Here is a 20,574-nt window from a genome sequence, read left to right as displayed (position 1 = left end):
TTATCAAGGGGTGTTGGGCAACTCCGCGAAACGGCTCACCATCTGCCGTGGCTGCTTCGCTACGGCGGACGTTCGATCACGGATCGACCAGCTCGGGCCCGAGGAGGTCGGCGTATCGGTCACGAGCCGCGGCGATGCGCGGCGGTAGCCACGTCGACGGAAATGGCCCGTCGGTTGGAGTGTGGTCGCGCAACACCTGGCGGGCCACCGTCACCTTGTGGACCTCTGTGGGCCCGTCGGCGAGTCCCATCACAGCGGCTTCCTCGATCATCGGCATCAGCGGCATTTCGTTGGTGATGCCGAGCGCGCCGTGGATGTGCATCGCCCTCCACGCGACGTCGTGTAACACCTGCTCGCACAGCACCTTGCAGGCCGCGACTTCGCGGCGGGCTCCAGCGGTGGTGTTCTGGTCGATGAGCCACGCGGTGTGCAGCACGAGGAGCCGGAACTGCTGGATCTGAATCCAGGAGTCGGCGATTGCCGTCTGCACTAGCTGCTTTTCGGCCAGCGGGGTGCCATTCGTTCTCCGGCTCAGCACACGCTCGCACATCATGTCCATGGCCTGTATGCAGCGTGCGATCGTGCGCATCGCGTGGTGGATGCGCCCGCCGCCGAGGCGCGTCTGGGCGATCGCGAACGCCTGGCCTGGTCCGCCGAGGACGCTGTCGCCGGGAAGCCGGACGTTCTCGTACCGGATCCAGCCGTGGATGCCGGAGTTCATCGGGGTCCCGCTGTGGCCGACGTTGCGCAGGATGTTCACGCCCGGTGTGTCCGTCGGGACGAGGAACATCGACATGCCCTGGTAACTGGGGACGTCTGGGTCAGTCACCGCCATGACGATGAGGAACGCGGAGGTCTTGGCGTTGGAGGAGAAGAACTTCTCACCGTTGAGCACCCAGCCATCGCCGTCGCGTACCCCGAGGGTGACAAACTGCGTGGGGTCCGATCCGCCGTGGGGCTCGGTCATCGAGAAGCACGAAAAGATCTCGCCGTCCAGCAGCGGTTGCAGGTAGGCGGCCTTCTGGGCCTCGGTGCCGTAATGAGCGAGGATCTCGGCGTTGCCGGTATCGGGGGCCATCGTCCCGAAGATCACCGGCGCCCACTCCGAGCGGCCGAGGATCTCGTTGAGTAGGGCGAGCTTGAGCTGGCCGAAGCCGCTGCCGCCGAGCTCGGGACCCAGGTGCGCAGCCCATAATCCCTCGTCGCGGACCCGCTGCTTGAGCGGGTCGATGACCGACCGCACGCGGGGGGTCGGAATCTCGAAACGGCGGCCGGGCAGGACCAGATCGAGCGGCTCGACATCTTCCCGGACGAAGCGGTCGGCCCAGTCGAGCTTGGCCTGAAACTCGGAGTCGGTAGTGAAGTCCCAACTCATGCGACGCTGTCCCGGCTCTCGAGCAGCGCGCGCGCCCGGGCGATGAGCTCAGGGGCCAGCGCCTCGTATTGGGGCGCGGTGCCGTCCTGCTTGCGCCGGCCGTGCTTCGCCAGCAGCGCCACGGTGGCCGCCTGTTTGTAGCATGTCAACGCCCGGAACCAGATGAGTTCCCGCGCCTCGATCGGGTGCCCGCCGGCATCGACGTAGGCGGCGATCAGCTCATCAGGTGACGGCATGCCAGCGACCGGACCGACGGCGCTCGGGTGGGTGGGGTCGGTGATCCAGAGCAACCAGGACAAGTCGAGCCGCGGGTCGCTGCGCGACCAGATCTCCCAGTCGATGACGGCCACGATGTCCGGACCGGAGCACAGCATGTTGCCCAGCCGGAAGTCGCCGTGACAGACCGCGGCAGGCACGGGTTCGGGCATGCTCGCGACCAGCAACGGAAGGATCGCGCCATGCCCGGCCTGGTACCTGGGCTCCACCGAGGCAAATGCCCGCGCCCACTTGTCCAGTTCGTCGCGCAGGCTCATCGGGGCCTCGCTATCGAGGCTCATCGCGGCGGCGTTCAGACCGTGCAGGACCGCGAGCAAGCGAGCCGCCGCAAGCGAGCGGGCCCGCACGATGTCGGCTGAGGGGCGGGTGGATTCCAGGCCCGGTTCGACCGCCTCACCGTCGACGAAACGCATGACGACCGCTGGTGGCAACGCGGGCGGGTCGCCGGGCGAGACGAGCACAACGCCTGGCACCGGCACCCGGCCTTCCCGCCCGAGGGCCTCGAGCAGCCGGGCCTGACGCGTGACGTCGCGGTTGCGGACCGGTTCGAGCCCCGGGGGAGCGACCTTGACGACGAGGTGCTCGCCGACGCCGCCTCCGCTGACCCTGGCAAGGCAGGTGATGCCCGAGTTGCCGCCGCCGGGGGCGGCCGGAAGCTGGCTCAGCTCGTCCAGGCGTACGCCGAGCCCGGCAAGACCGGTCGCCAGGCGGTCGCGCAGTTCGTCGTGATCGAGCGGTGTGGCAACGGGCCGCTGCGAGATCACGCCGACATCCCGCCGTCGACGGCGAATACCTGCCCTGTGACGTAGGCAGACGCGCCACCGGCGAGCCAGAGTACGGCGCCGTCGATGTCGGCCGGTTCGCCGACGCGGCCGAGAGGGAGGCGCCTCGACATCCCGGCGATCTGATCGTCCGACCAGCTGGCCATGATGTCGGTGCGGAACGGTCCGGGCATGATGCAGTTGACCCGCACGGCGGGCGCGAAGGACTTGGCGAAGGCGCGGGTGATGGTGTTGAGGCCCGACTTTGCGGCCGCGTACGGCAGGTACGACGGCTCGGCCAGCACCGAACCCACCGTCGAGATGTTGATGATCGAGCCGCTGCCAGCGTCCGCCATCCGTGTGCCGATCAGCGTCGAGAGGCGGAACGGCCCAAGGAGATTCACCCCGAGCACCGAGTTCCACAACTCCTCGGTGATGTCGAGCAGAGATTCGTACAGCGGGGACTTCCCCGCGTTGTTCACCAGGACGTCAACCCGCCCGAAGCGCTCGTAGACCGCGTCCACCAGGCAGTCGAGCTCATCCCAGTGCGACACGTGGCAAGCGTGGGCCATCGTCCGGACCCCGGTCAGTTCCGTGATCTCGCGGGCCGCGACATCACAGGCGTCCTGGTTGCGACTGACGATGACGAGATCGGCGCCGGCCGCGGCCAGCGCTCCGGCGATCGAGCGGCCCAGACCCCGGCTGCTGCCGGTGACGAGGGCGACCTTTCCGGTCAGGTCGAATGCGGATGTCAAGGCTGCGGTCGTCGTCATCAGTCGGTTCCTCGCCTGGTGGTGCACTGGTTCTGCTGCAGTGGCTCTGTGTCTTCGGAGGCGATTCGCACCAGAAGGTCCGCGAGCTCGGCGGGCCGGCTCAGAAAGGGTGAGTGGGACGCCCAGAACGGATGCGCGTTGTCCAGACCGAGGCGGGCGAGGAGCGCTTCCGTCGACGCGAGAATCCCCGAGCGGTCCGCCGTGCACGTGATGTAGCTGCGCGGAAACTCGGCGGTCCAGAAGTTGGGCAGGTTGACCGGTGTTAGGAACGGGGCCAGCGATTGGGGGCGAAGGCGGTGATAGGCCCAACGGGCCGTTTCGACGTCGCAATCGTGGAAGAAGAGCTCGGTAGCGGCGGCGAGATCCTTTGGCCAGAAGGCGGATTCGCTGAACTCCAAGCCGGCAAGCTCGGCGGCGAACGGGAGAGCCTCGATCAGCGGCTTGCCCTCGATGGGAACGGCCCCGGCGAGGTAGACCAGCCTGCCGACCCGGTCGGGGACGAGGTCGGCCGCGCCGGTGGACACCGCGCCACCCATCGAGTGCCCCACCAGGACATCGCCCGGCTCGACGACCTCGGCGACTGTCTCTCGGTACGCATCAAAACCCGCTGTCTCCCAATGACGTTCACCATGTCCGGGCAAGTCTGGCGCCACTGCTTCGTGCCCGCGCGCGGTGAGCTCCGGGATGAGACGTTCCCAGCACCATGCGCCGTGGAACCCGCCGTGCACCAGGACGAATCTCATGCCGCCCCCTCGTCGCTGACCCAGCGCATCAGGCGCTGTAGTGGGTAGAAGCCGTCGTGGGGGAGCCCTTGGCCCACCGTTGCCAGGCCGAATGCGGCGCCGAGGGAGACCACGCGCTGAACTCCGACGCACGCCAACTGATCCCGCAACTCCGCCTTCCTGGCTGGCGGGTGCACCCCGACCGTCTGGGTCGCGACGGTCGCGAACCGGGTGGCCTCGGCCAGGCTCTTCACCGGGATTACGTTGACGGTCTTCGCAATTGGGTGAAAGTCGACGGGCTCCGCGGACCTGATTACAAGGCCGCGCCCGTCGTAGCCGCCCCAGATGCCATGTTCGCCGGTGTAGCGCAGGCCTTCGACGGCGTCGCGGATATCGGCCGGAGTGCGCCAGATTTGCCCGTCGGTCCAGTCTCGGTCGGCGCCGAGCGCATCGGCGAGCAGTTGGCAGTATAGGTCGACCTGTTCCGGGTCGCCCTCGACGAACTGGTGACGGCTGGCCGCGCACGCCTCCTGGTTGAGCAGAGCGGCATCGACGGCGCCTAGGTCAGCCGCTCGGCGCAGCGTGTCATCGTCGGCGAAGATCTCCTGGCCAAGCATGGAGATCGACACTTTCGGATCGAACCCGACCAGCTCGAAGCCGGGTCCGACGTAGCGCAGCGCATGTCTGATGGTGTCCTCACCACCCCACGCGACGAGCTTGTCGAAGTACTGCGGCCGATACAGCACGCTCTCGACATCCGCGTCGCCACCGCGCCAGTAGGCGGCCGAAAACGACCGCACGGTCGGGTGATTCGGATCGATGTCGGCCATCGTCCGCAAGATCGCCGTCGCTGTGCACAGGTCGTTCGAAGGTAGCTTCAGCAGATTGACCCCCTTGGTGAGGGCACCCCGGATGATGGTGATTGCCGCTGCCGCCGCGCCATTGCCCGCCATGACGTGCACCAGGCGGGGTGGGAAGGCGCGCACGCTGCAGCGAGGCACCCCGGGCCGATGCACCGGCACCCATCCGTCGATGAGCCCGGCGCCGAGTTCGCGCTCCACCTGGTAGCCCAGCGCTTCTGGCTCGAACATCGTGCCCAGGGAGCGGTACTGGTTCTCCACCAGTCGCCGGCTGTGCGGGCTGATCGATGTCATTTCGTCGACGGCCTCGCGCAGGTACGGGTTGGTGTCCAGGTCGAGGTGCTTCGCGGTTTCGCCGAGGAAGTCGAGCACCTCGGTGAGGGGGATGTCAAAGGCGGGTCCGGGTTGTGAACGTGGCCAGATCAACTCGTCGAGGTCAAGGCGCGGCGTCATGAACGATGCACCCACCCGAGTCGTGTATTCGACTTCCGCGTCGTGGACAACACGGCCTCGGACGACGTGCGGGATCTTGATCGTGGTGCTCACTGGTCCGCCTCGGCGACGATTCCGCGCACGTAGGTGTCGATCGTGCCGGTGCAGGTGACTTTGTCGTCGCCGCCGGGAAGATCTTTGTACCGCACGATGTCGCGACCCAGTGAAGGACTCGGCCTTCCACAACCGCAGGGATCGAGACGCAGCGTGCCGTGGTCTCCGGAAACCATTGCTCCCCAATGGCCGTCGAGGGATAGGTCGAAGAAGCCCAGCCTTCCGGTGAGCTCGCCCTGCCTCGGCTTCACGCGGCTCTCGCCATTCTTGTCGAGGATGAGCGGTATCACCCACGGCGGGTAGTGATAGCGACCACTGGCGCATTCCGGCAGAAACGTGGTCAGTTCGGTCATCCCGTAGAGCGAGATGTATCGCGAGGGATCGAGCTGGAGGATGCCGGCGACTTGATCCTGATAGTCCTCAGGCAGTGTGGTGCCCTTGAGACCTCCGCCGATCTGGAAGAGCGAGTCCGGGTGAACCCCGGCGTCGAGACCTGCCGCCCGCGCGGCCTGCGCGAGCGCAAGTTGGGCACCCCAGGTGCCGACGAATACCGACCGCTCGGCCCGGTGTCGGTATACCGCCTCGCCCAGCCGGGCCATCACCTCGGCCATGCTGGACTGTTTCTCGGGGGTATCGGCACGGGCCGTGGCGATCTCGCTCGGGGAAGCTGTTCCGTCGGCGATCGCCTTGTTGAGGCGGCTGAGCCGGTTGACCTCGGCAACCCGCAGAGGCTCATCCGACAGGTAGTACGTGGCGTCCGCCCGGCCGAACCCTTCGACGATCTTGCCGAACGTGTCGACCATCCGGTGTGAACCGGCCGACGGGAACAGGGCGAAGACCGCGTGGTTCCCGTCGGGTTTCGCGCCCGCCTTCCACCGCCAGACGGCATGGAAATCGGCTAGGTCGAGTTGTCGGTCCCGTTCGCTGACCTGCACCATCGAGCATCGCCCCGAAGTGCCGCTGGAGACGTAAACGAGGTGACCGTGGTCCCGCAGCCGAGCGAGCCAGTCGTCGATGTCCTCGACTCCGGTCATATCGATGTCGGCCGCTCCTGATGACATCGACAAGGCATCGAGCCACGCGGCGAGGGCGTTCCATTTGCCTTGCGCCAGAAAGGATTCAGGATAGCTCTTGTAGGTGGCATCAGAGAACAGCAGCGGGATGATGTCGTCGAGCCTGCGAACTTCGCCCACGCCGGTGTCGGCGGCGCGGCGCTCGAGCACCGCCATCTGTTGGCGAACTTCACGCAGCCGAGCGTCAGCGGCCTCGATTTGGAGGGCATGCAGGTCCGGCAAGCGATAGTCGTAGGGGTCCTCCGCGTCGAGATAGGCGATCAGTTGGTCCAATGCAGACGACATCGGCCGCTCCTTCAGTTCCTCGTAACCCACGGACCGAACTGCTCGATCCAAAATAGTGCCCTCTTTGAGACAACCTCCCGTAGCCCGCGGCTCTAGTCAAGGGGCCGCTCCCTTCGGCGGCGCCGTCGGCCGTCCCGGATACCGTGTCTGATTTAGTTTAGAAATGTTGACAGGTCCTGCTGTGCATATGCGTGAACTGCGCGACGTTGTGGGCCGACAAAATAGCGCAGCACCCGATGCGGCCGGTGAACTCTGCGGTTGGCGCAGCCGGATGTAGGAGGCGGACACGGATCCCCTTTGACGGTGCGCAGCCCAATATCGACGCAAACGATAGTAATCGGACCTAAATTAGATTAGGTTATTAGGTTCATGGGCTCGACGCCCGCGGTCAACACGAGCCGATGAGGGGCCTCAATGATCAAGCTGTTGCAAGGCGTCCGGGTCGTGGAGTGTGCCGTGCTCCCGACCGGTGATACGACCGGACGCCTGCTTGGAGATCTCGGTGCCGACGTGATCAAGATTGAACAGCCCGGGGTGGGGGATTACCTGCGTGAGCTGGGCGGCAGGTTGGGCGGCCAGCCGCATCAGAGCCCGTTTCACTTGATGTGCAACCGGAACAAACGAAGCCTCACGTTGAACCTGCGGTCCGAGGAGGGACGCTCGATCTTCTGGGAGCTTCTCGCCACCGCGGACATCTTCATTGACGGGTTTGCCAACGACGCCTGCGACAAACTCGGTGTCGGCTACGACGAGCAGGTGAAGGTCAATCCAGACATCGTCTACTGCCAGTCGAATGGCTTCGGGGTCAAGGGTCCGTACGGTCCGATCCCGGTGCACGGCTACATGATGGGTGGCGTTGCCGGTGCGCTGCCGCTGGGGGAGGACGAGGACGGCCTGGTCCGACAGGTTCAACCAGCGGCTGACTCGTATTTCGCCGGCCAGCTAGACGGACCCACCGTCGGCGCCGTATGGGCGGTGGTATCCGCACTCGCCGGCTTGCAGTACAGGAACTCGTCGGGCAACGGTGTCTACATCGATAACTCCGGGTCAGATTCGATCGCCGCGACTCAGTGGATCGACAACACCATCAACTGGAACACAGGTCGAATCGAGAAGGCGCGCAACAACGCACCGCCGTCTCAAACGGATCCACGAAAGCGTCCGAAGTACACGTTCTACAAGACGAAGGACGAGAAGTACGTCATGCTCGCCGCGATCGAGCACAAGTTCTGGGACAACTTCTGCCGCGCTATCGACCGGGACGACCTGCGCGACGTAAAGGACACCTCCGTGCTCGTCGACTTTCAGGTGCAGGACGACGGTCGTACCGACCTGATCGATGTGCTGAAGGAAGTCTTCCTCAATCGCACACAGGCCGAATGGGTCCGGGCTGCAGTGGAATTCGACATTCCGTTGAGCCCGGCCAACCAGCGGGGCGATCTCGTCGACGACCCGCACATGCGGGCGCGCGACATCATCGACGAGTCGGTGCACCCGGTCGCGGGTCCGTTCACCACCATCGGGTGGCCGGCTGTGATCCGCGACCAGCACTACGAGACCCACCAGCACGCGCCTGCGCTCGGTGAGCACACGGCTGAGCTCCTTGCCGAACTTGGTCACAGCGCGGAAGAACTGGCGAAATTGCAGGAGCGGGGCGTCGTCTAGCAACGGCCCGCATGCCCGTAGGCAGCGATCTCGCATGCGACCTCGGCGAACTGTTGTGGCGTCTCCCGAGTTGGTAGAAAGCGTCTCGCGCGAAGCAATCCGCATCTTGAATGATGCTTGTTTTCTACGGCGATTCTGACCCTGATCCGGAGCTCGGTTCCGGGCTTGTCGACCATGGAACATCAAGCCATACGGGGATGTAGGAGCTATCTTATCGTCAAGGCCATCCTTGACTTCTTTCGTCGTGAACATCAGAATCAGAATTGATTTAGATACAAACGCGGTCACTTCACTGAGATGTCACAGCAGGCCGAACGTCAGCTCACTGGACCCAGCTCTGGCCGCCGGATTCAGCCCTCGGACGAACGCACTTCGGGAGTCGTGCCCGGTCGGCTGTACGCCGGACTGCGTCCGCGCCGACGTGGCGAAGCACCGAAGAAGTAACGCCGGGACGTGGGTCCCCAACTCCAAGGATGGTGTCATGATCGAGCTTTTGCGGAATGTGCGCGTGTTGGAATGCACGGTGCTGCCGACCGGCGACCAGGCGGGGCGCTTTCTCGGTGACCTGGGGGCCCAGAGCATCAAGGTGGAACAGCCGGGTATCGGCGACTACATCCGTGACCTCGGCGACATGATGGCCCCCCGGCACAGCACTACCCACATGTTGATCAATCGGCATAAGCGGAGCATCACGCTGAACCTGCGTCACGACGCCGGCCGCGAGGTGTTCTACAAGATTCTGCCCACCATCGACATTTTCGTGGACGGCTTCGCCGGCGACGCGTGCGAACGCCTCGGCGTCGGCTACGAGGCCCAACGGAAAGTCAAGCCCGACATCATCTACTGCCAGACCAACGGTTTCGGCACCCGCGGTCCCTACGGTCAGATCCCCGTTCACGGCTACATGATGGGCGCCACCGCGGGGTCGACGCAGCTGAGGGTGCGCGAGGACGGGCTGGTCCAGGAGGTCGTCGAGCCAAGGGAGTTGAACTTTCCCGGGTACGTCGACGGCCCGCTGTTGGGAGGCCTGTTCGGCGCCTTCACCGCGATCGCTGCATTGAACTACCGCAACGAGACGGGCAAGGGCTGCTACATCGACTCTTCGGGTACCGACGCCACTCTTGCCGCGCAATCGCTCGATGCTTCGGTCCTGTGGAACCGTGCCCGCACGGAGCGCGGGATCAATCTGCCGCCCACCGTGGGCCAGGACCCGGCCGAGCGTCCCAAGTACGCGTTCTACGTCACCAAGGACGACAAGTTCGTCCTGCTCGCCGCCATCGAGCACAAGTTCTGGGACAACTTCTGCGACGTGATCGAGCGGCCCGACTTGCGGGAGATGAAGTACCTCGACTCTCCGGTGGACTTCCGCAACCAGGGCGGTGACAAGAATCTCGCGCACATTCTGCGACCGATCATGGCCTCGCGGACTCTGGCCGAGTGGATGGATATCGCGACCAAATACGACATTCCGCTGAGCCCGGCGAACAGCGTGGAGGACACCTTGCGGGATCCGCACTTGCGGGCGCGGGAGATCATCCACGAATCGGTCCACCCGGTGGCAGGCCCGTTCACCACCGTCGGCTGGCCGGCGCCGGTCGACGGCCAGTCCTTCGATGTCGAGCGCCACGCCCCGACCCTCGGCGAGCACACCGATGAGATCCTCGCCGAAGTCGGCTACTCCGCCAACGACATTCAGGCACTGCGCGAGCAGGGCATCGTGTGAAGTTCGACGGCATCCTGCCCGCTCCGTCGTGGGACCAGGTGGGGACGACCGCACGGCGGATGGAGGAGCTGGGCTTCGACGGCCTGCTCACCGCGGAACTGACACAGGACCCCTTCCTCCCCCTGGTGCTGGCCGCGGCAGCGACAGAGCGGTTGGATCTCGGGACCTCCATCGCGGTGGCTTTCCCGCGCAGCCCCATGCACCTGGCCCAGGTCGGACGAGACCTTCAGGCGAACTCCGGTGGCCGCTTCATCCTCGGGCTCGGCTCGCAAGTCAAGGCACACGTTGAACGCCGATACAGCGCCTCGTTCGAACGCCCGGCGGCGCGGATGCGCGAGCTGGTGCTCGCCATCCGCGCGATCTGGGACTCTTGGGAGCACGGCACACCGCTGAAGTTCGAGGGCGAGTTCTACCGCCACACGTTGATGACGCCGTTCTTCGACCCGGGCCCGAGCGGCCACGGGCCGGCGCGGCTCTTCGTCGCGGCCGTCGGACCGCGGATGACCGAAGTCGCCGGAGAGGTCGCCGACGGCATGTTCGTGCACGGCTTCAGCACCGAGCGCAACCTGCGCGAGCGAACCCTGCCCGCATTGGAACGCGGCCTGCGCAAGTCCGGTCGCAACAGGGTCGACGTCGAGCTGTCGTATCCGCTGTTCGTGATCACCGGGCAGGACGAGGCCGAATTCGAGACGGCCGATGCGGCGGTACGCGAGCAGATCGCCTTCTACGCCGCGACGCCGGCCTATCGACCGGTCCTCGACCTACACGGATGGGGCGCAATCCAACCGGAGATGCAGGCCATGGCCAAGGATGGTCGCTGGAAGGAAATGGGTGCACGACTGCCCGCCGAACTTGTCGATGCCTTCGCGGTGCGGGGCGCGATCGACGAGCTGCCCTCGATCATCTCGGAGCGCTACGGAGACATCATCGACCGGGTCTCGCTCTACGCGCCCTACCGTCCCGAGCCCGAGCGTTGGGCCGGACTTGTCGCCGCGTGCAAGGAGATCGCCGATGTCAAGCACTGAACTCGGCGCCGAGCCGGCCGACGCGACGACCGAGCCCGCGGTATTGACTGAGCATCCTGCCGACGGGGTCACTGTGCTGCGACTCAACCGCCCGGAGCGCCTCAACGCCATCAACAGCGAGCTCATCGACGCGCTGCTCGACGCCCTCGATGCCGTCCGTCGCGACCGGCACTGTCGCGCTGTGCTGCTCACCGGGGCAGGTCGCGGATTCTGTGCCGGAGCTGACCTCGAGGGATACGGCACGCCGCGGGGGTGGGAGGACCCCCGTGAACTGCGGCTGAACTACGCCGTCCAGCAACACCTGGCCGCTGCGGTGACCGCATTGATCGACCTGCCGGTACCGGTCATCGCCGCGGTCAACGGGCCTGCCGCCGGTGGCGGGATGGCGCTGGCGGTCGCCGCGGACATGCGCATCGTCAGCACGCGCGCAAGCTTCGTCGTGGCCTTCGTCAAGGTCGGTCTGTCGGGTTGTGACCTGGGGTTGTCCTGGCTGTTGCCGCGCACCGTCGGCACCGGACGCGCCTTTGAGCTGATGCTGACGGGCCGGAAGGTCGATGCCGACGAGGCGGTCGCGATCGGGCTGGCCAACCGCGTGGTGGCAGAGGACAAGCTGCTCGACGAAGCGCTGGAGACCGCCGCGCTGATAGCGGCGAACAGCCCCTGGGGGGTGCGGATGACCAAGGAGGTCATGTGGGCCCAACTCGAGGTGGGAAGCCTGCGGGCCGGGATGGAGCTCGAGAACCGGACTCAGGTGCTCAGCACGTACACCGGCGACGTCAGCGAGGCGATGCTGGCGTTCCAGGAACGACGGCCGCCGAAATGGACGTGAGGCGCACTTTGTCTCGCCCGAGGTAGTCAGTTCACAGATTCATCGAGTCAGCCACCACGTCCTGGTGGTAGCCGATGCCGCCCAACAATGCCTCGGAGGCCGCGGCTCGCTTCAGATACAGGTGCGCGTCGTGTTCCCAGGTGTATCCGATGCCGCCGTGGATCTGGACCATCGCGCCGGCTGCCCGGGAGAACACTTCCGAACAGTGCGCGTAGGCCAGCGAAGACGCGAGGGCCGCATCGGTGTCGTCGGCGACCGCGGCCATCGCGTAATAGGCAGCGGAGCGCGCCGATTCAACGTCTACCAGCATGTCGGCACACCGGTGTTTGATCGCCTGGAAACTGCCGATGGGCCGGTCGAATTGAGTCCGCATCCGCGCATAGTCGACCGAGGTATCCAGGCAGTGAGCGGCCCCGCCGAGCTGCTCAGCGGCCAGGCACACCAGTGCGTGCTCTAGGGTGCGGCGCAATGTCGCGGCGCCGTCATCGCCGGTGCTGCCCAGGAGCTGCGCCGGTGTGTCGTCGAACTGCAATTCGGCCAGCTTGCGGGTCTGATCCAGGGTCGGCAGCGGCGTACGCCGCAGGCCCTGCGCGGCGGACGCATCCACTGTGAACAGGGACACCGTCGCGGTGTCGGGCCGCCGTGCTGAGACGACGAGCAGCTGGGCGGAGTGACCGTCGACGACAAGGGTTTTCGTCCCGCGCAGCCGGTAGTGCGGGCCGTCGGCAATGGCCTCGGTGGCGACGTCGTATGGAGCCCATGAGTGGGTTCGCTCGGCGAAGGCGAGAGCGGCGCGCACGTCACCGGAGGCGATGCCGGGCAGCAGGGACTCGCGTTGCTCGTCGGTGCCCCCCATCAGGATTGCGTTGGCGCCCAGGGCAATCGATGACAGGATCGGCGCGCATAGCAACGCGCGGCCGAGTTCCTCCATCACCAGGCAAAGTTCGACCAAGGAGAAGCCGGCGCCGCCGAACCGCTCGGGGATGGCCAGCGACTGGATCCCCAGCTCGCTGCCGAGCTGATCCCACACCGCGGGGTCGAAACCGTCCTCGGTCTCCATCAACCGTCGCACCTCGGCGATCGGCGATTTGGACTCGCAGAACTTGCGCACCAGCTGCTGCAGTTGGTGCTGCTCATCAGTGAGCGCGAACGTCAAGGGTGTTCTCCCGTCCTCAAAGCTCAACCTAATTTAGCACAGACTATCCTGCTCATTGAGGGGCTGTGACCGTTGACTAACTACCAAAATCTGTGTAGAAAAAGCTGTCAACAGGATGATCAACCGGATCGAGCAAGTCATGAGAGGTGGTTTGGTGCCGGGGCAAGACAACGTGGACATCGTGCGCAGGTTTACCGACGGTTTGCGTAGCGGGGATATCGGCGTCTGCGGCACATTGCTCGACGACGCCAACGTGTTTTCCGAGGCCGCCAGCCTGCCGTTCGGCGGTGACTACGTCGGCGTCGACGGGTTCCGCCAATTGCTGCGCTCGGTGGGCCGCGACTTCCTGGTAGATCTGGAGCCACCGGAGATCGCCGGGATTGACGATTGGGTCGCGGTCGTGGTCCACGGCACGTTCGCATCGCGGCGCACTGGACGCAGCATGCCCGTCCAGTGTGTCGACATCTACCGTCTGCGCGAGGGCAAGATCGTGCGCGTCGACGTGCACTACAAGGATCCCAGCGCGCTGGCCGAGCTGTGCCGCGATCGCGACGACCACAACCTCACCCCAGCCGGGGCTGACTCGTCCCTGCCCACCACTTCAACGATCGAGGTGAGCTCACATGAGTGATGAACCATCCACACCCCGTAGTAGCGGTTGCACTGCGCTGCAAGCGCTGGGACACGAGTACGACCACTACGATCCCGCCTTCGCGCTCGACCCGCACGCCGATTATGCGACGTTGCGCGCGAAATGCCCTGTGGCGCATACGGACAACTACGGCGGCTTCTACGTGATGACGAAGTTCGATGACATCTCGACGGTGCTGCACGACGCGAAGACCTTCTCGTCGTGGCCGGCCGACACCCCGCCGACTCCGGGCCATACCCGAGCGCTCATCCCACTCGAAGTCGATGCACCCGAGCATCGTCGCTACCGCACGATCGTCGACCCGCTGTTCCGGCCGAAAGCCATTGAGTACATAGCCGATTCGGTCCGCGCCCATGCAGTCCAGCTGGTTGACGGGATGCTGGAAAAGCGCGAGTTCGACTTCATGGCCGAGTTCGCCCAGCCTTTCCCCAGCGCGGTGTTCCTGCGCTTGGTCGGATTGGAGTCCAGCGTCGAGCAGCGTGACCAGCTGTGCCACTGGGCCAGCACCATCCTGCACACCACCACCAACGGAGCCGAACACGGCGACGTCGAGGCCCAGACGGCCGCGAGGCTGGGTGCGGGAAAAGAGCTGAACAATTTCCTGCGTGGGCTCCTCGATGACCGGCTGGAGCATCCCGGCGACGACATCATCTCGTATCTGATCACTGCCGAAATGCCCGGCCAGCGCAAATTGGACTATCGCGAGATCCTGAATTTCGCGTATGTGCTCGTCCTCGCTGGACTGGACACGGTGACCACCGCCATCGGCTTCAGCATCCTGCACCTAGCCCGTCGGCCCGATCTTCAGGACCGCCTTGCTGCAGATCCCTCATTGATCCCCGCGGCTATCGAGGAACTTCTGCGCTACGAGCCGATCGTGCACGCCAGTCGCACCGTCACCGAGGCCACCGTGATCAACGGCGTTGAACTGCAACCCGGGGACCGGGTCGTGGTGCCACTGGCATCAGCGCACCGTGACGAAGGTGCGTATCCCAACGCCGACGAGATACAGATCGACAGGGCACCGCGGCAGTCGATGGTCTTCGGTGCCGGTAGCCATCGCTGTCTCGGATCCCACGTTGCGCGCCTAGAACTGGCGATCGCGTTCGAGGAGATCTTCCGGCGGATTCCGCGCTTCTCGGTGCCGGAGAATGCCGAACTCGCCGCCTATGGCGGTCAGACCCGAAGCCTGTCAGTGCTTCCGTTCAGGACCTGGCGTGACTGAGTCATTGGAGCTGGCGCCCCCCCGGGCGCACGTCGCGAAGCTTTTCCTCGAGCCTCCGTCGGTCGCCATCGTTGGGGTGTCCACCAGCAGCGGTCAGGCATACAAGGCCGGTGGGCGGGCAGTACTCGAGCATCTACGGATCTACGGCTACGCCGGCGAAGTGACGGTGATCCATCCCACCGCCACTGAAGTCGACGGGCGCTCGGCGGTGCCGTCGTTGAGCGCGATGGCTTCTGTGCCCGAGGTGGTGGTCATCGCGGTGCCCGCGGCCGCGGTGCTGGGCGTATTGGAGGAGTGTGCCGCCGTCGGGGCGCGTCAGGCGCTGATCCTCACGGCCGGATTCGCCGACATGGGTGAGACCGGGCACGCGCTGGAGCGCACGTTGCTCGACTATGCCAAGCAGAACGGCATCAACGTCGTTGGGCCTAACAGCACCGGGCTGGTCAACGTCCGCACCGGCCTCGCCATGAGCATGACCTCGGTGCTCACCGAGGGCGTGCCGATCACTGCCGGTGGGATCGCGGTGATCGCGCAAAGCGGCGCGATCGGCAGCACCGTCGTGGAACGGGCGCGCGATGCCGGGGTCGGTATCTCTCACATCGTCAGCACCGGCAATCAGCGCGACATGGACATCCCCGATTTCATCTCCTACTTTGCGGGGCTGCCCGAGGTCCACACCGTCGCGCTGTACATGGAATCGATTCGTGACGGAGGGCGCTTCGCCGCCGCAGTCGAGGAGCTGCACACCGCGAACAAGCGGCTGATCACCTATCTTGGTGGCCGCACGGCCGCGGGCGAACAGGCGGCGGCCAGTCACACGGGCAAGATCATCGGCCGGGGCGCGCTCGAGCTGGCGCTGTTACGCGCGCTTGACGTGACCGTCGTCGACGATCCCGACGACTTGTGGGTGCTGGGTGCGATGACAGCGCCCGCACAGCAGCAATTCCCGCGGCGCTGGGGCATGGTGGCCTACTCGGGCGGCATGGCGGTGCTGGCCACCGAACAGTTGGCCAGTGCCGGGGTAGTGTTTCCGCCGCTCGGGACCGCGACGACTCAACGACTCAAGGAGCAGTTGCCGAGCTTCGCATCCATTCCCAATCCGCTCGATGTCGGTCCGGGGTCGATGCCCGTGCACTTCGGCGGCTACCTCGCGGCAGTGGCCGAGGATCCGGCCGTCCAGGCGGTGTGCGTGCCGCTGCCGATGGGTGCCCGGGGATGGAATGCGCAAAGCGTCGCCGACATCCTGGCGGTGCGCCGTGACACCGGGAAACCCTTTGTTGTGCTCTGGTACGGGGGCCGCGCCGTCGATCCCTACATCAAGGAGCTACGCGAGGGTGGGGTATTGGTTGCCCAAAGCCCGTCGGACCTAGGTCGACTGGTTCGGGCGCTGCTGGGGTCCCAACGGGTGCTGGACACGGCACCGGCCGCCCATGGCGAGTCGGCGGCGGGTGCGGCCACGATCGGTGGCGCTCAAGCACTGCAATTGCTGGCTGACCACGGCCTGGACGTTGCGCCGATGACAGTGTGCGACAGCGCACACGCCGTGACTGCCGCTGAGGCGCTTGGTTACCCCGTGGTCGTGAAGTCTGCCGACGAGGACATCACGCACCGCACCGAGTTGGGCCTCGTGGCGGTCAACCTGTCTGACGCCGGCCAAGTGGGGCATGCGGTGGCACGAATGGCCGCTAGCTGTGAGGCCCCGAACCCCAGCTGGCTCGTGCAAAAGATGGTGACCGGGGGAGTGGAGCTGATCCTGACCGTGCGCATGGCCGACGACCTCGGCGTGTTCGGCACCGTAGGGATTGGCGGCGCGGCTGTGGAGATACACCGTGACGTCGAGCATGTTCCGCTGCCGTGCGATCCCGACACCCTGCACAAGGCGCTGACCCGGCTGCGACTAGCCGAATTGCTTTTCGGTTTCCGTGGCAGCGACCCGGTAGATCAATCATGGATTGGTGAAACGCTGAATCGGATGGGTCATCTGCTCACCGAACAGAAGCTGGCAGAGATCGAGATAAACCCCGCAATCGTCGACAAGAACGGCGGCACAGTCGTTGACGCACTGTGCATCCGAGCAGCGGTGCCAGCTCTTGTCCAACAATCAAATTCTTAGTAGATTTAGATAACAAAGAGCGGTATCGCAGCGAACGCGACGCGCTGCGATGCGCATGCCAAAGCCCGTCAACAATTGGAGGATCACGTGACCGCCATCGACCCACCCCCCGTGCTCGACGTCGACCAGCACTACTACGAGCCTCTGGACGCATTCACCCGTCACCGTCCCAAGGAATGGCGCGAGCGCACGGTGCAGACCGCCGTCATCGAGGGCCGCACCCGCCAGATCATCGGCGGGGTCATCAACAACACCGTCACCAACCCGACCTTCGACCCCATCGTCAAGCCGGGCGCGATGGCCGACTACTTCCGCGGCAATCCGCAGAAGCGGTCGCTGCTGGACATCCTGTCCGAGCGCGAGCCGATCCCCGATCACTACCGCAACCGCGACGCGCGGATCGCCAAGATGGACGAGCAGGGTCTACAAGCGGTGTGGATGCTGCCCTCGGTGGGCATGGGTTACGAGGAGGCCATGCAATTCGACCCCGAGGCGGCGGGGCAGGCGTTCAAGGCGTTCAACCGGTGGCTGCTCGATGACTGGGGTTACAACTACAAGAACCGCATCTTCAGCTCGCCGTACCTGGCGTTCGGAGATATCAACCTGGCGCTAGGCGAAGTCGAGCACGGGCTGGCCAACGATGCCCGGATCTTCGTGGTGCGGGCCCAGGCCACCTACACCGACGGAGCCTGGCGTTCGCCGGGTGACCCACTGTTCGATCCGATCTGGGCGCGGCTTGAGGAGGCCGGCGTGACGGTGGTCGTGCATGTCGGTGAGGTTGGCGGCTCCGGCTTGGACAAGTACACCGACTACCACGGCAACATCATCGGCGACATCGCCTCACCGCTGCAGATCGCGGTCGGGCATGAGCGGGCCATCGCCAACTACCTGGCGGCGCTCACCTGCGACAGGCTGTTCGAGCGCTTCCCGGATCTGCGCATCGCGTCGGTGGAGAACGGGGCGGAGTTCCTGCCGTTGTTGATCTCGGGGCTCAACCGGGCGGGCTTCCAGCGTCCCGGGTATTTCGCGTCCGACCCCGTCGAGCAGTTCCGTCAGCACGTGTGGGTGTCGCCGTTCTGGGAGGACGACCTCGTCGAGGTGGTCGGTCACCTCGGGGCCGATCAGGTCCTGTTCGGCTCGGACTACCCCCATCCAGAGGGCCTGGCTGAGCCCCGGCAGTACGAGAAGGTGGCCACCGAACTCAACGATCCGGTCGCGGAGCGCAAAGTGATGTGGGACAACGCAGTAAAACTGACGAAGCTGGTCTAGCGCCGTGGACCCCGCAGGCAAGGTCATCGTCGTCACCGGCGGTGCTGCCGGTATGGGCGCGGCGATGTGCAGGCGGTTCGCCGCCGCGGGCGCGTCGGTCGTCGTCTCCGATGTTGACGCGTCGGGCACGGCGAGCGTTGCCGACGAGGTCGGCGGCCTCGGCATCGTCGCCGACGTTTCCGACGAATCCCAGGTGATCGGCCTGGTCGAGAAGACGCTGGATGCACTCGGCGGGATCGACGTCTTCGTGTCTAATGCCGGTGTGCTGTGGGGGGAACCGCACGACGGGGTGACGCCGCTGCACGAGCGGGGCAACCCTTGGGCGTCCAACGCCGCATGGCAGCGCGTGTGGGACGTCAACGTGATGCCGCAGGTCTATGCGGCCCGCGCTGTGTTGCCGCACATGCTTGAGCGGGGATCGGGGTATCTGATCCAGAATGCATCGGCGGCGGGGCTGCTGACCGCACTGGGGAACGCCCCGTACGCGACGAGTAAGCACGCCGTGCTGGGGCTGACAGAATGGTTGTCGATTCACTACGGCAGCAACGGAATTCGGGTGTCATGCATCGTTGCCGAAGGCGTGCGGACGGACATGCTCCGAGGCGCGCAGGGTGAATGGTTCGCGGTGGCGGGCGCGATCGAGGCCGACGAAGCAGCCGAATGCGTCGTCGACGGGATGAGTAAAGAGCAGTTCCTGATCCTCACTCATCCGTTGGTAGAGAAGTACTTCCGCGGCAAGGCCGCCGACTATGACGAATGGATCGCGAAGATGCGCAGGTTGCACGCCAAGACACCGGGACTGACGTCATGAGCAGCTATGGTCGCGACGAGATCTACATCGGCGGCAAATGGCGGCACTCGGCCGGCGGGACTATCGAGGTCAATTCGGCCATCACCGGCGAGGTGCTCGGCTGGATCCCGGACGGTACGGTCGACGACGTCAACGACGCGGTCGCGGCTGCGCGCGAAGCGTTTCCGGCGTGGTCGCAGACACCGATCGACATTCGGCTCGATGTCCTGGCCCAACTGGCGAAAAAGCTCGACGAACGGTCCGACGAACTCACCCGACTGATCAGCGCGGAGGTCGGTACCCCGCTGCGGGTCTCGGGCCCGGTGCAGGTGCAACAGCCAAGCCGGGTGCTCGACAGTTACCGCGAGTTGATGGACGACTTCCCGCTGGAAGAGCAGATCGGCCAATCGCTGGTATTGCGGGAACCCATTGGCGTCGTCGGGGCGATCACGGCATGGAATTTTCCGTTACAGCAGGTGATCGGCAAGGTAGGCGCAGCACTGGTGGCCGGCTGCACGGTTATCGTCAAGCCCTCTGAGGTGGCACCGCTGAGCGCGTTCATCGTTGCGGACATCATCCATGAAATCGGTTTGCCACCAGGTGTTTTCAATCTGATCTCAGGACTCGGACAGGTCGTTGGTGAGCGATTGGTCGCCCATCCTGACGTCGACATGATCACCTTTACCGGCTCGACAGCGGCCGGTCGCCGGATCGGGGAGGTAGCCGCAAAGACCGTGAAGCGGGTGGCCCTGGAGTTGGGCGGCAAGTCGGCCAACGTGATCCTCGATGACGCTGATCTCGCGCGTGCCGTCAAGGTGGGGGTGGCGAACTGCTTCACCAACACCGGTCAGGTGTGTACCGCTTGGACAAGGATGTTGGTTCCCCGCGGTCGGCTTGCCGAGGTGGAGGATCTGGTGCGTGCGCGGCTGGCCACGTACACGCTGGGGGACCCACTCGACCCGGCCACCACGATGGGTCCGCTTGCCTCTGCTGCGCAGCGCGACAAAGTCCGCGACTACATCCGGACCGGAATCGACGAGGGCGCCGAGCTGATCTACGGCGGCGCGGAACAGCCGACCGACGTGCCGGGTGGCTACTTCGTCACGCCGGCAGCGTTCTCAAATGTGAACCGGGATATGCGCATTGCGCGCGAGGAGATCTTCGGCCCGGTACTGGTGATTCTGCCGTATGACACCGAGGACGAGGCGATCGACATCGCGAATGACAGCGAGTACGGCCTTGCCGGCGCTGTCTGGTCGGGCGACCGCGACCGCGCGCTGCACGTGGCGAAACGCCTGCGCACCGGTGCGGTCGACATCAACGGCTCGTTCTTCAACGTGCTCGCGCCGTTCGGTGGCTACAAGCAGTCCGGCAACGGGCGCGAGCTGGGCCACCATGGCCTTGCTGAATTTTACGAACTCAAGGCCGTGCAGCAAGCGCCGGCCGACTCGTGACC

General features: G+C 65.3%; 17 protein-coding genes. 10 read left to right on the top strand and 7 right to left on the bottom strand.

Annotation, left to right across the window (positions count from 1 at the left end; genetic code table 11):
* Positions 1-76 precede the first annotated feature (76 nt).
* From HNP02_RS07205 to HNP02_RS42565, 6 genes are read right to left on the bottom strand one after another with little or no spacing between them, the layout of a single operon-like run.
* Positions 77-1,375 carry an acyl-CoA dehydrogenase family protein gene (locus HNP02_RS07205; RefSeq protein ID WP_184436692.1) on the bottom strand — a complete coding sequence of 433 codons (1,299 nt, stop codon included), beginning with the start codon at positions 1,373-1,375 and terminating at the stop codon, positions 77-79.
* On the bottom strand, positions 1,372-2,415 hold the full coding sequence (locus HNP02_RS07200; protein WP_184436689.1) for a phosphotransferase family protein: 1,044 nt from the start codon (positions 2,413-2,415) through the stop codon (positions 1,372-1,374). Before HNP02_RS07200 ends, HNP02_RS07205 begins: the two co-directional genes overlap by 4 nt.
* Entirely contained in the window at positions 2,412-3,185 is a 774-nt protein-coding gene (locus HNP02_RS07195; RefSeq protein ID WP_184436687.1) for an SDR family NAD(P)-dependent oxidoreductase, read from the bottom strand. Before HNP02_RS07195 ends, HNP02_RS07200 begins: the two co-directional genes overlap by 4 nt.
* Positions 3,185-3,928, bottom strand: coding sequence for an alpha/beta fold hydrolase (locus HNP02_RS07190; protein ID WP_184436685.1), 744 nt, complete (start codon positions 3,926-3,928; stop codon positions 3,185-3,187). The genes HNP02_RS07195 and HNP02_RS07190 overlap by 1 nt, the downstream gene beginning before the upstream one ends.
* Positions 3,925-5,313: an acyl-CoA reductase gene (locus HNP02_RS07185; RefSeq protein WP_309241457.1), complete on the bottom strand. Its 1,389-nt coding sequence runs from the start codon at positions 5,311-5,313 to the stop codon at positions 3,925-3,927. The genes HNP02_RS07190 and HNP02_RS07185 overlap by 4 nt, the downstream gene beginning before the upstream one ends.
* Positions 5,310-6,671 carry a hypothetical protein gene (locus tag HNP02_RS42565; protein WP_255506310.1) on the bottom strand — a complete coding sequence of 454 codons (1,362 nt, stop codon included), beginning with the start codon at positions 6,669-6,671 and terminating at the stop codon, positions 5,310-5,312. Before HNP02_RS42565 ends, HNP02_RS07185 begins: the two co-directional genes overlap by 4 nt.
* A 414-nt stretch (positions 6,672-7,085) precedes the next feature.
* Between HNP02_RS42565 and HNP02_RS07180 the strand changes: the two genes are divergently transcribed.
* The 4 genes from HNP02_RS07180 (at position 7,086) to HNP02_RS07165 (ending at position 11,913) form a co-directional block, all read left to right on the top strand.
* Positions 7,086-8,336: a CaiB/BaiF CoA-transferase family protein gene (locus tag HNP02_RS07180; protein ID WP_184436681.1), complete on the top strand. Its 1,251-nt coding sequence runs from the start codon at positions 7,086-7,088 to the stop codon at positions 8,334-8,336.
* A 481-nt stretch (positions 8,337-8,817) separates the two neighbouring features.
* A complete protein-coding gene (locus HNP02_RS07175; RefSeq protein WP_184436679.1) occupies positions 8,818-10,059 on the top strand; it encodes a CaiB/BaiF CoA-transferase family protein in 1,242 nt (413 codons plus the stop codon).
* Positions 10,056-11,084 carry a TIGR03617 family F420-dependent LLM class oxidoreductase gene (locus HNP02_RS07170; RefSeq protein ID WP_184436677.1) on the top strand — a complete coding sequence of 343 codons (1,029 nt, stop codon included), beginning with the start codon at positions 10,056-10,058 and terminating at the stop codon, positions 11,082-11,084. The genes HNP02_RS07175 and HNP02_RS07170 overlap by 4 nt, the downstream gene beginning before the upstream one ends.
* Positions 11,071-11,913: an enoyl-CoA hydratase/isomerase family protein gene (locus tag HNP02_RS07165; RefSeq protein ID WP_184436675.1), complete on the top strand. Its 843-nt coding sequence runs from the start codon at positions 11,071-11,073 to the stop codon at positions 11,911-11,913. Before HNP02_RS07170 ends, HNP02_RS07165 begins: the two co-directional genes overlap by 14 nt.
* Positions 11,914-11,944: 31 nt before the next feature.
* On the opposite strand, the gene HNP02_RS07160 is transcribed toward HNP02_RS07165, so the two are convergent.
* Entirely contained in the window at positions 11,945-13,069 is a 1,125-nt protein-coding gene (locus tag HNP02_RS07160; protein WP_184436673.1) for an acyl-CoA dehydrogenase family protein, read from the bottom strand.
* A 154-nt stretch (positions 13,070-13,223) separates the two neighbouring features.
* Between HNP02_RS07160 and HNP02_RS07155 the strand changes: the two genes are divergently transcribed.
* The 6 genes from HNP02_RS07155 to HNP02_RS07130 all read left to right on the top strand — a co-directional run bounded on the left by HNP02_RS07155 (position 13,224) and on the right by HNP02_RS07130 (position 20,572).
* On the top strand, positions 13,224-13,700 hold the full coding sequence (locus tag HNP02_RS07155; protein ID WP_309241456.1) for a nuclear transport factor 2 family protein: 477 nt from the start codon (positions 13,224-13,226) through the stop codon (positions 13,698-13,700).
* Entirely contained in the window at positions 13,693-14,946 is a 1,254-nt protein-coding gene (locus tag HNP02_RS07150) for a cytochrome P450 (protein ID WP_184436669.1), read from the top strand. Before HNP02_RS07155 ends, HNP02_RS07150 begins: the two co-directional genes overlap by 8 nt.
* On the top strand, positions 14,939-17,059 hold the full coding sequence (locus tag HNP02_RS07145; RefSeq protein ID WP_221317321.1) for an acetate--CoA ligase family protein: 2,121 nt from the start codon (positions 14,939-14,941) through the stop codon (positions 17,057-17,059). The genes HNP02_RS07150 and HNP02_RS07145 overlap by 8 nt, the downstream gene beginning before the upstream one ends.
* 87 nt (positions 17,060-17,146) lie before the next feature.
* Complete coding sequence (locus HNP02_RS07140; protein ID WP_184436665.1) at positions 17,147-18,328, top strand: amidohydrolase family protein; 1,182 nt, start codon at positions 17,147-17,149, stop codon at positions 18,326-18,328.
* A gap of 4 nt (positions 18,329-18,332) precedes the next feature.
* Positions 18,333-19,139, top strand: coding sequence for an SDR family oxidoreductase (locus HNP02_RS07135; RefSeq protein WP_184436663.1), 807 nt, complete (start codon positions 18,333-18,335; stop codon positions 19,137-19,139).
* Positions 19,136-20,572, top strand: a complete 1,437-nt coding sequence (locus HNP02_RS07130; RefSeq protein WP_184436661.1) for an aldehyde dehydrogenase family protein — start codon at positions 19,136-19,138, stop codon at positions 20,570-20,572. The genes HNP02_RS07135 and HNP02_RS07130 overlap by 4 nt, the downstream gene beginning before the upstream one ends.
* Positions 20,573-20,574 lie beyond the last annotated feature (2 nt).

This window comes from Mycobacterium sp. AZCC_0083 (assembly GCF_014202335.1).
Classification (GTDB): Bacteria; Actinomycetota; Actinomycetes; order Mycobacteriales; family Mycobacteriaceae; genus Mycobacterium.
This window is presented reverse-complemented; position numbering and strand designations above follow the sequence as displayed.

Coding starts and splice junctions, on each gene's coding strand:
- HNP02_RS07150 (WP_184436669.1), top strand. CDS start 13,693: ATGAGTGATGAACCATCCACACCCCGTAGTAGCGGTTGCACTGCGCTG.
- HNP02_RS07175 (WP_184436679.1), top strand. CDS start 8,818: ATGATCGAGCTTTTGCGGAATGTGCGCGTGTTGGAATGCACGGTGCTG.
- HNP02_RS07190 (WP_184436685.1), bottom strand. CDS start 3,928: ATGAGATTCGTCCTGGTGCACGGCGGGTTCCACGGCGCATGGTGCTGG.
- HNP02_RS07180 (WP_184436681.1), top strand. CDS start 7,086: ATGATCAAGCTGTTGCAAGGCGTCCGGGTCGTGGAGTGTGCCGTGCTC.
- HNP02_RS07205 (WP_184436692.1), bottom strand. CDS start 1,375: ATGAGTTGGGACTTCACTACCGACTCCGAGTTTCAGGCCAAGCTCGAC.
- HNP02_RS07165 (WP_184436675.1), top strand. CDS start 11,071: ATGTCAAGCACTGAACTCGGCGCCGAGCCGGCCGACGCGACGACCGAG.
- HNP02_RS07195 (WP_184436687.1), bottom strand. CDS start 3,185: ATGACGACGACCGCAGCCTTGACATCCGCATTCGACCTGACCGGAAAG.
- HNP02_RS07130 (WP_184436661.1), top strand. CDS start 19,136: ATGAGCAGCTATGGTCGCGACGAGATCTACATCGGCGGCAAATGGCGG.
- HNP02_RS42565 (WP_255506310.1), bottom strand. CDS start 6,671: ATGTCGTCTGCATTGGACCAACTGATCGCCTATCTCGACGCGGAGGAC.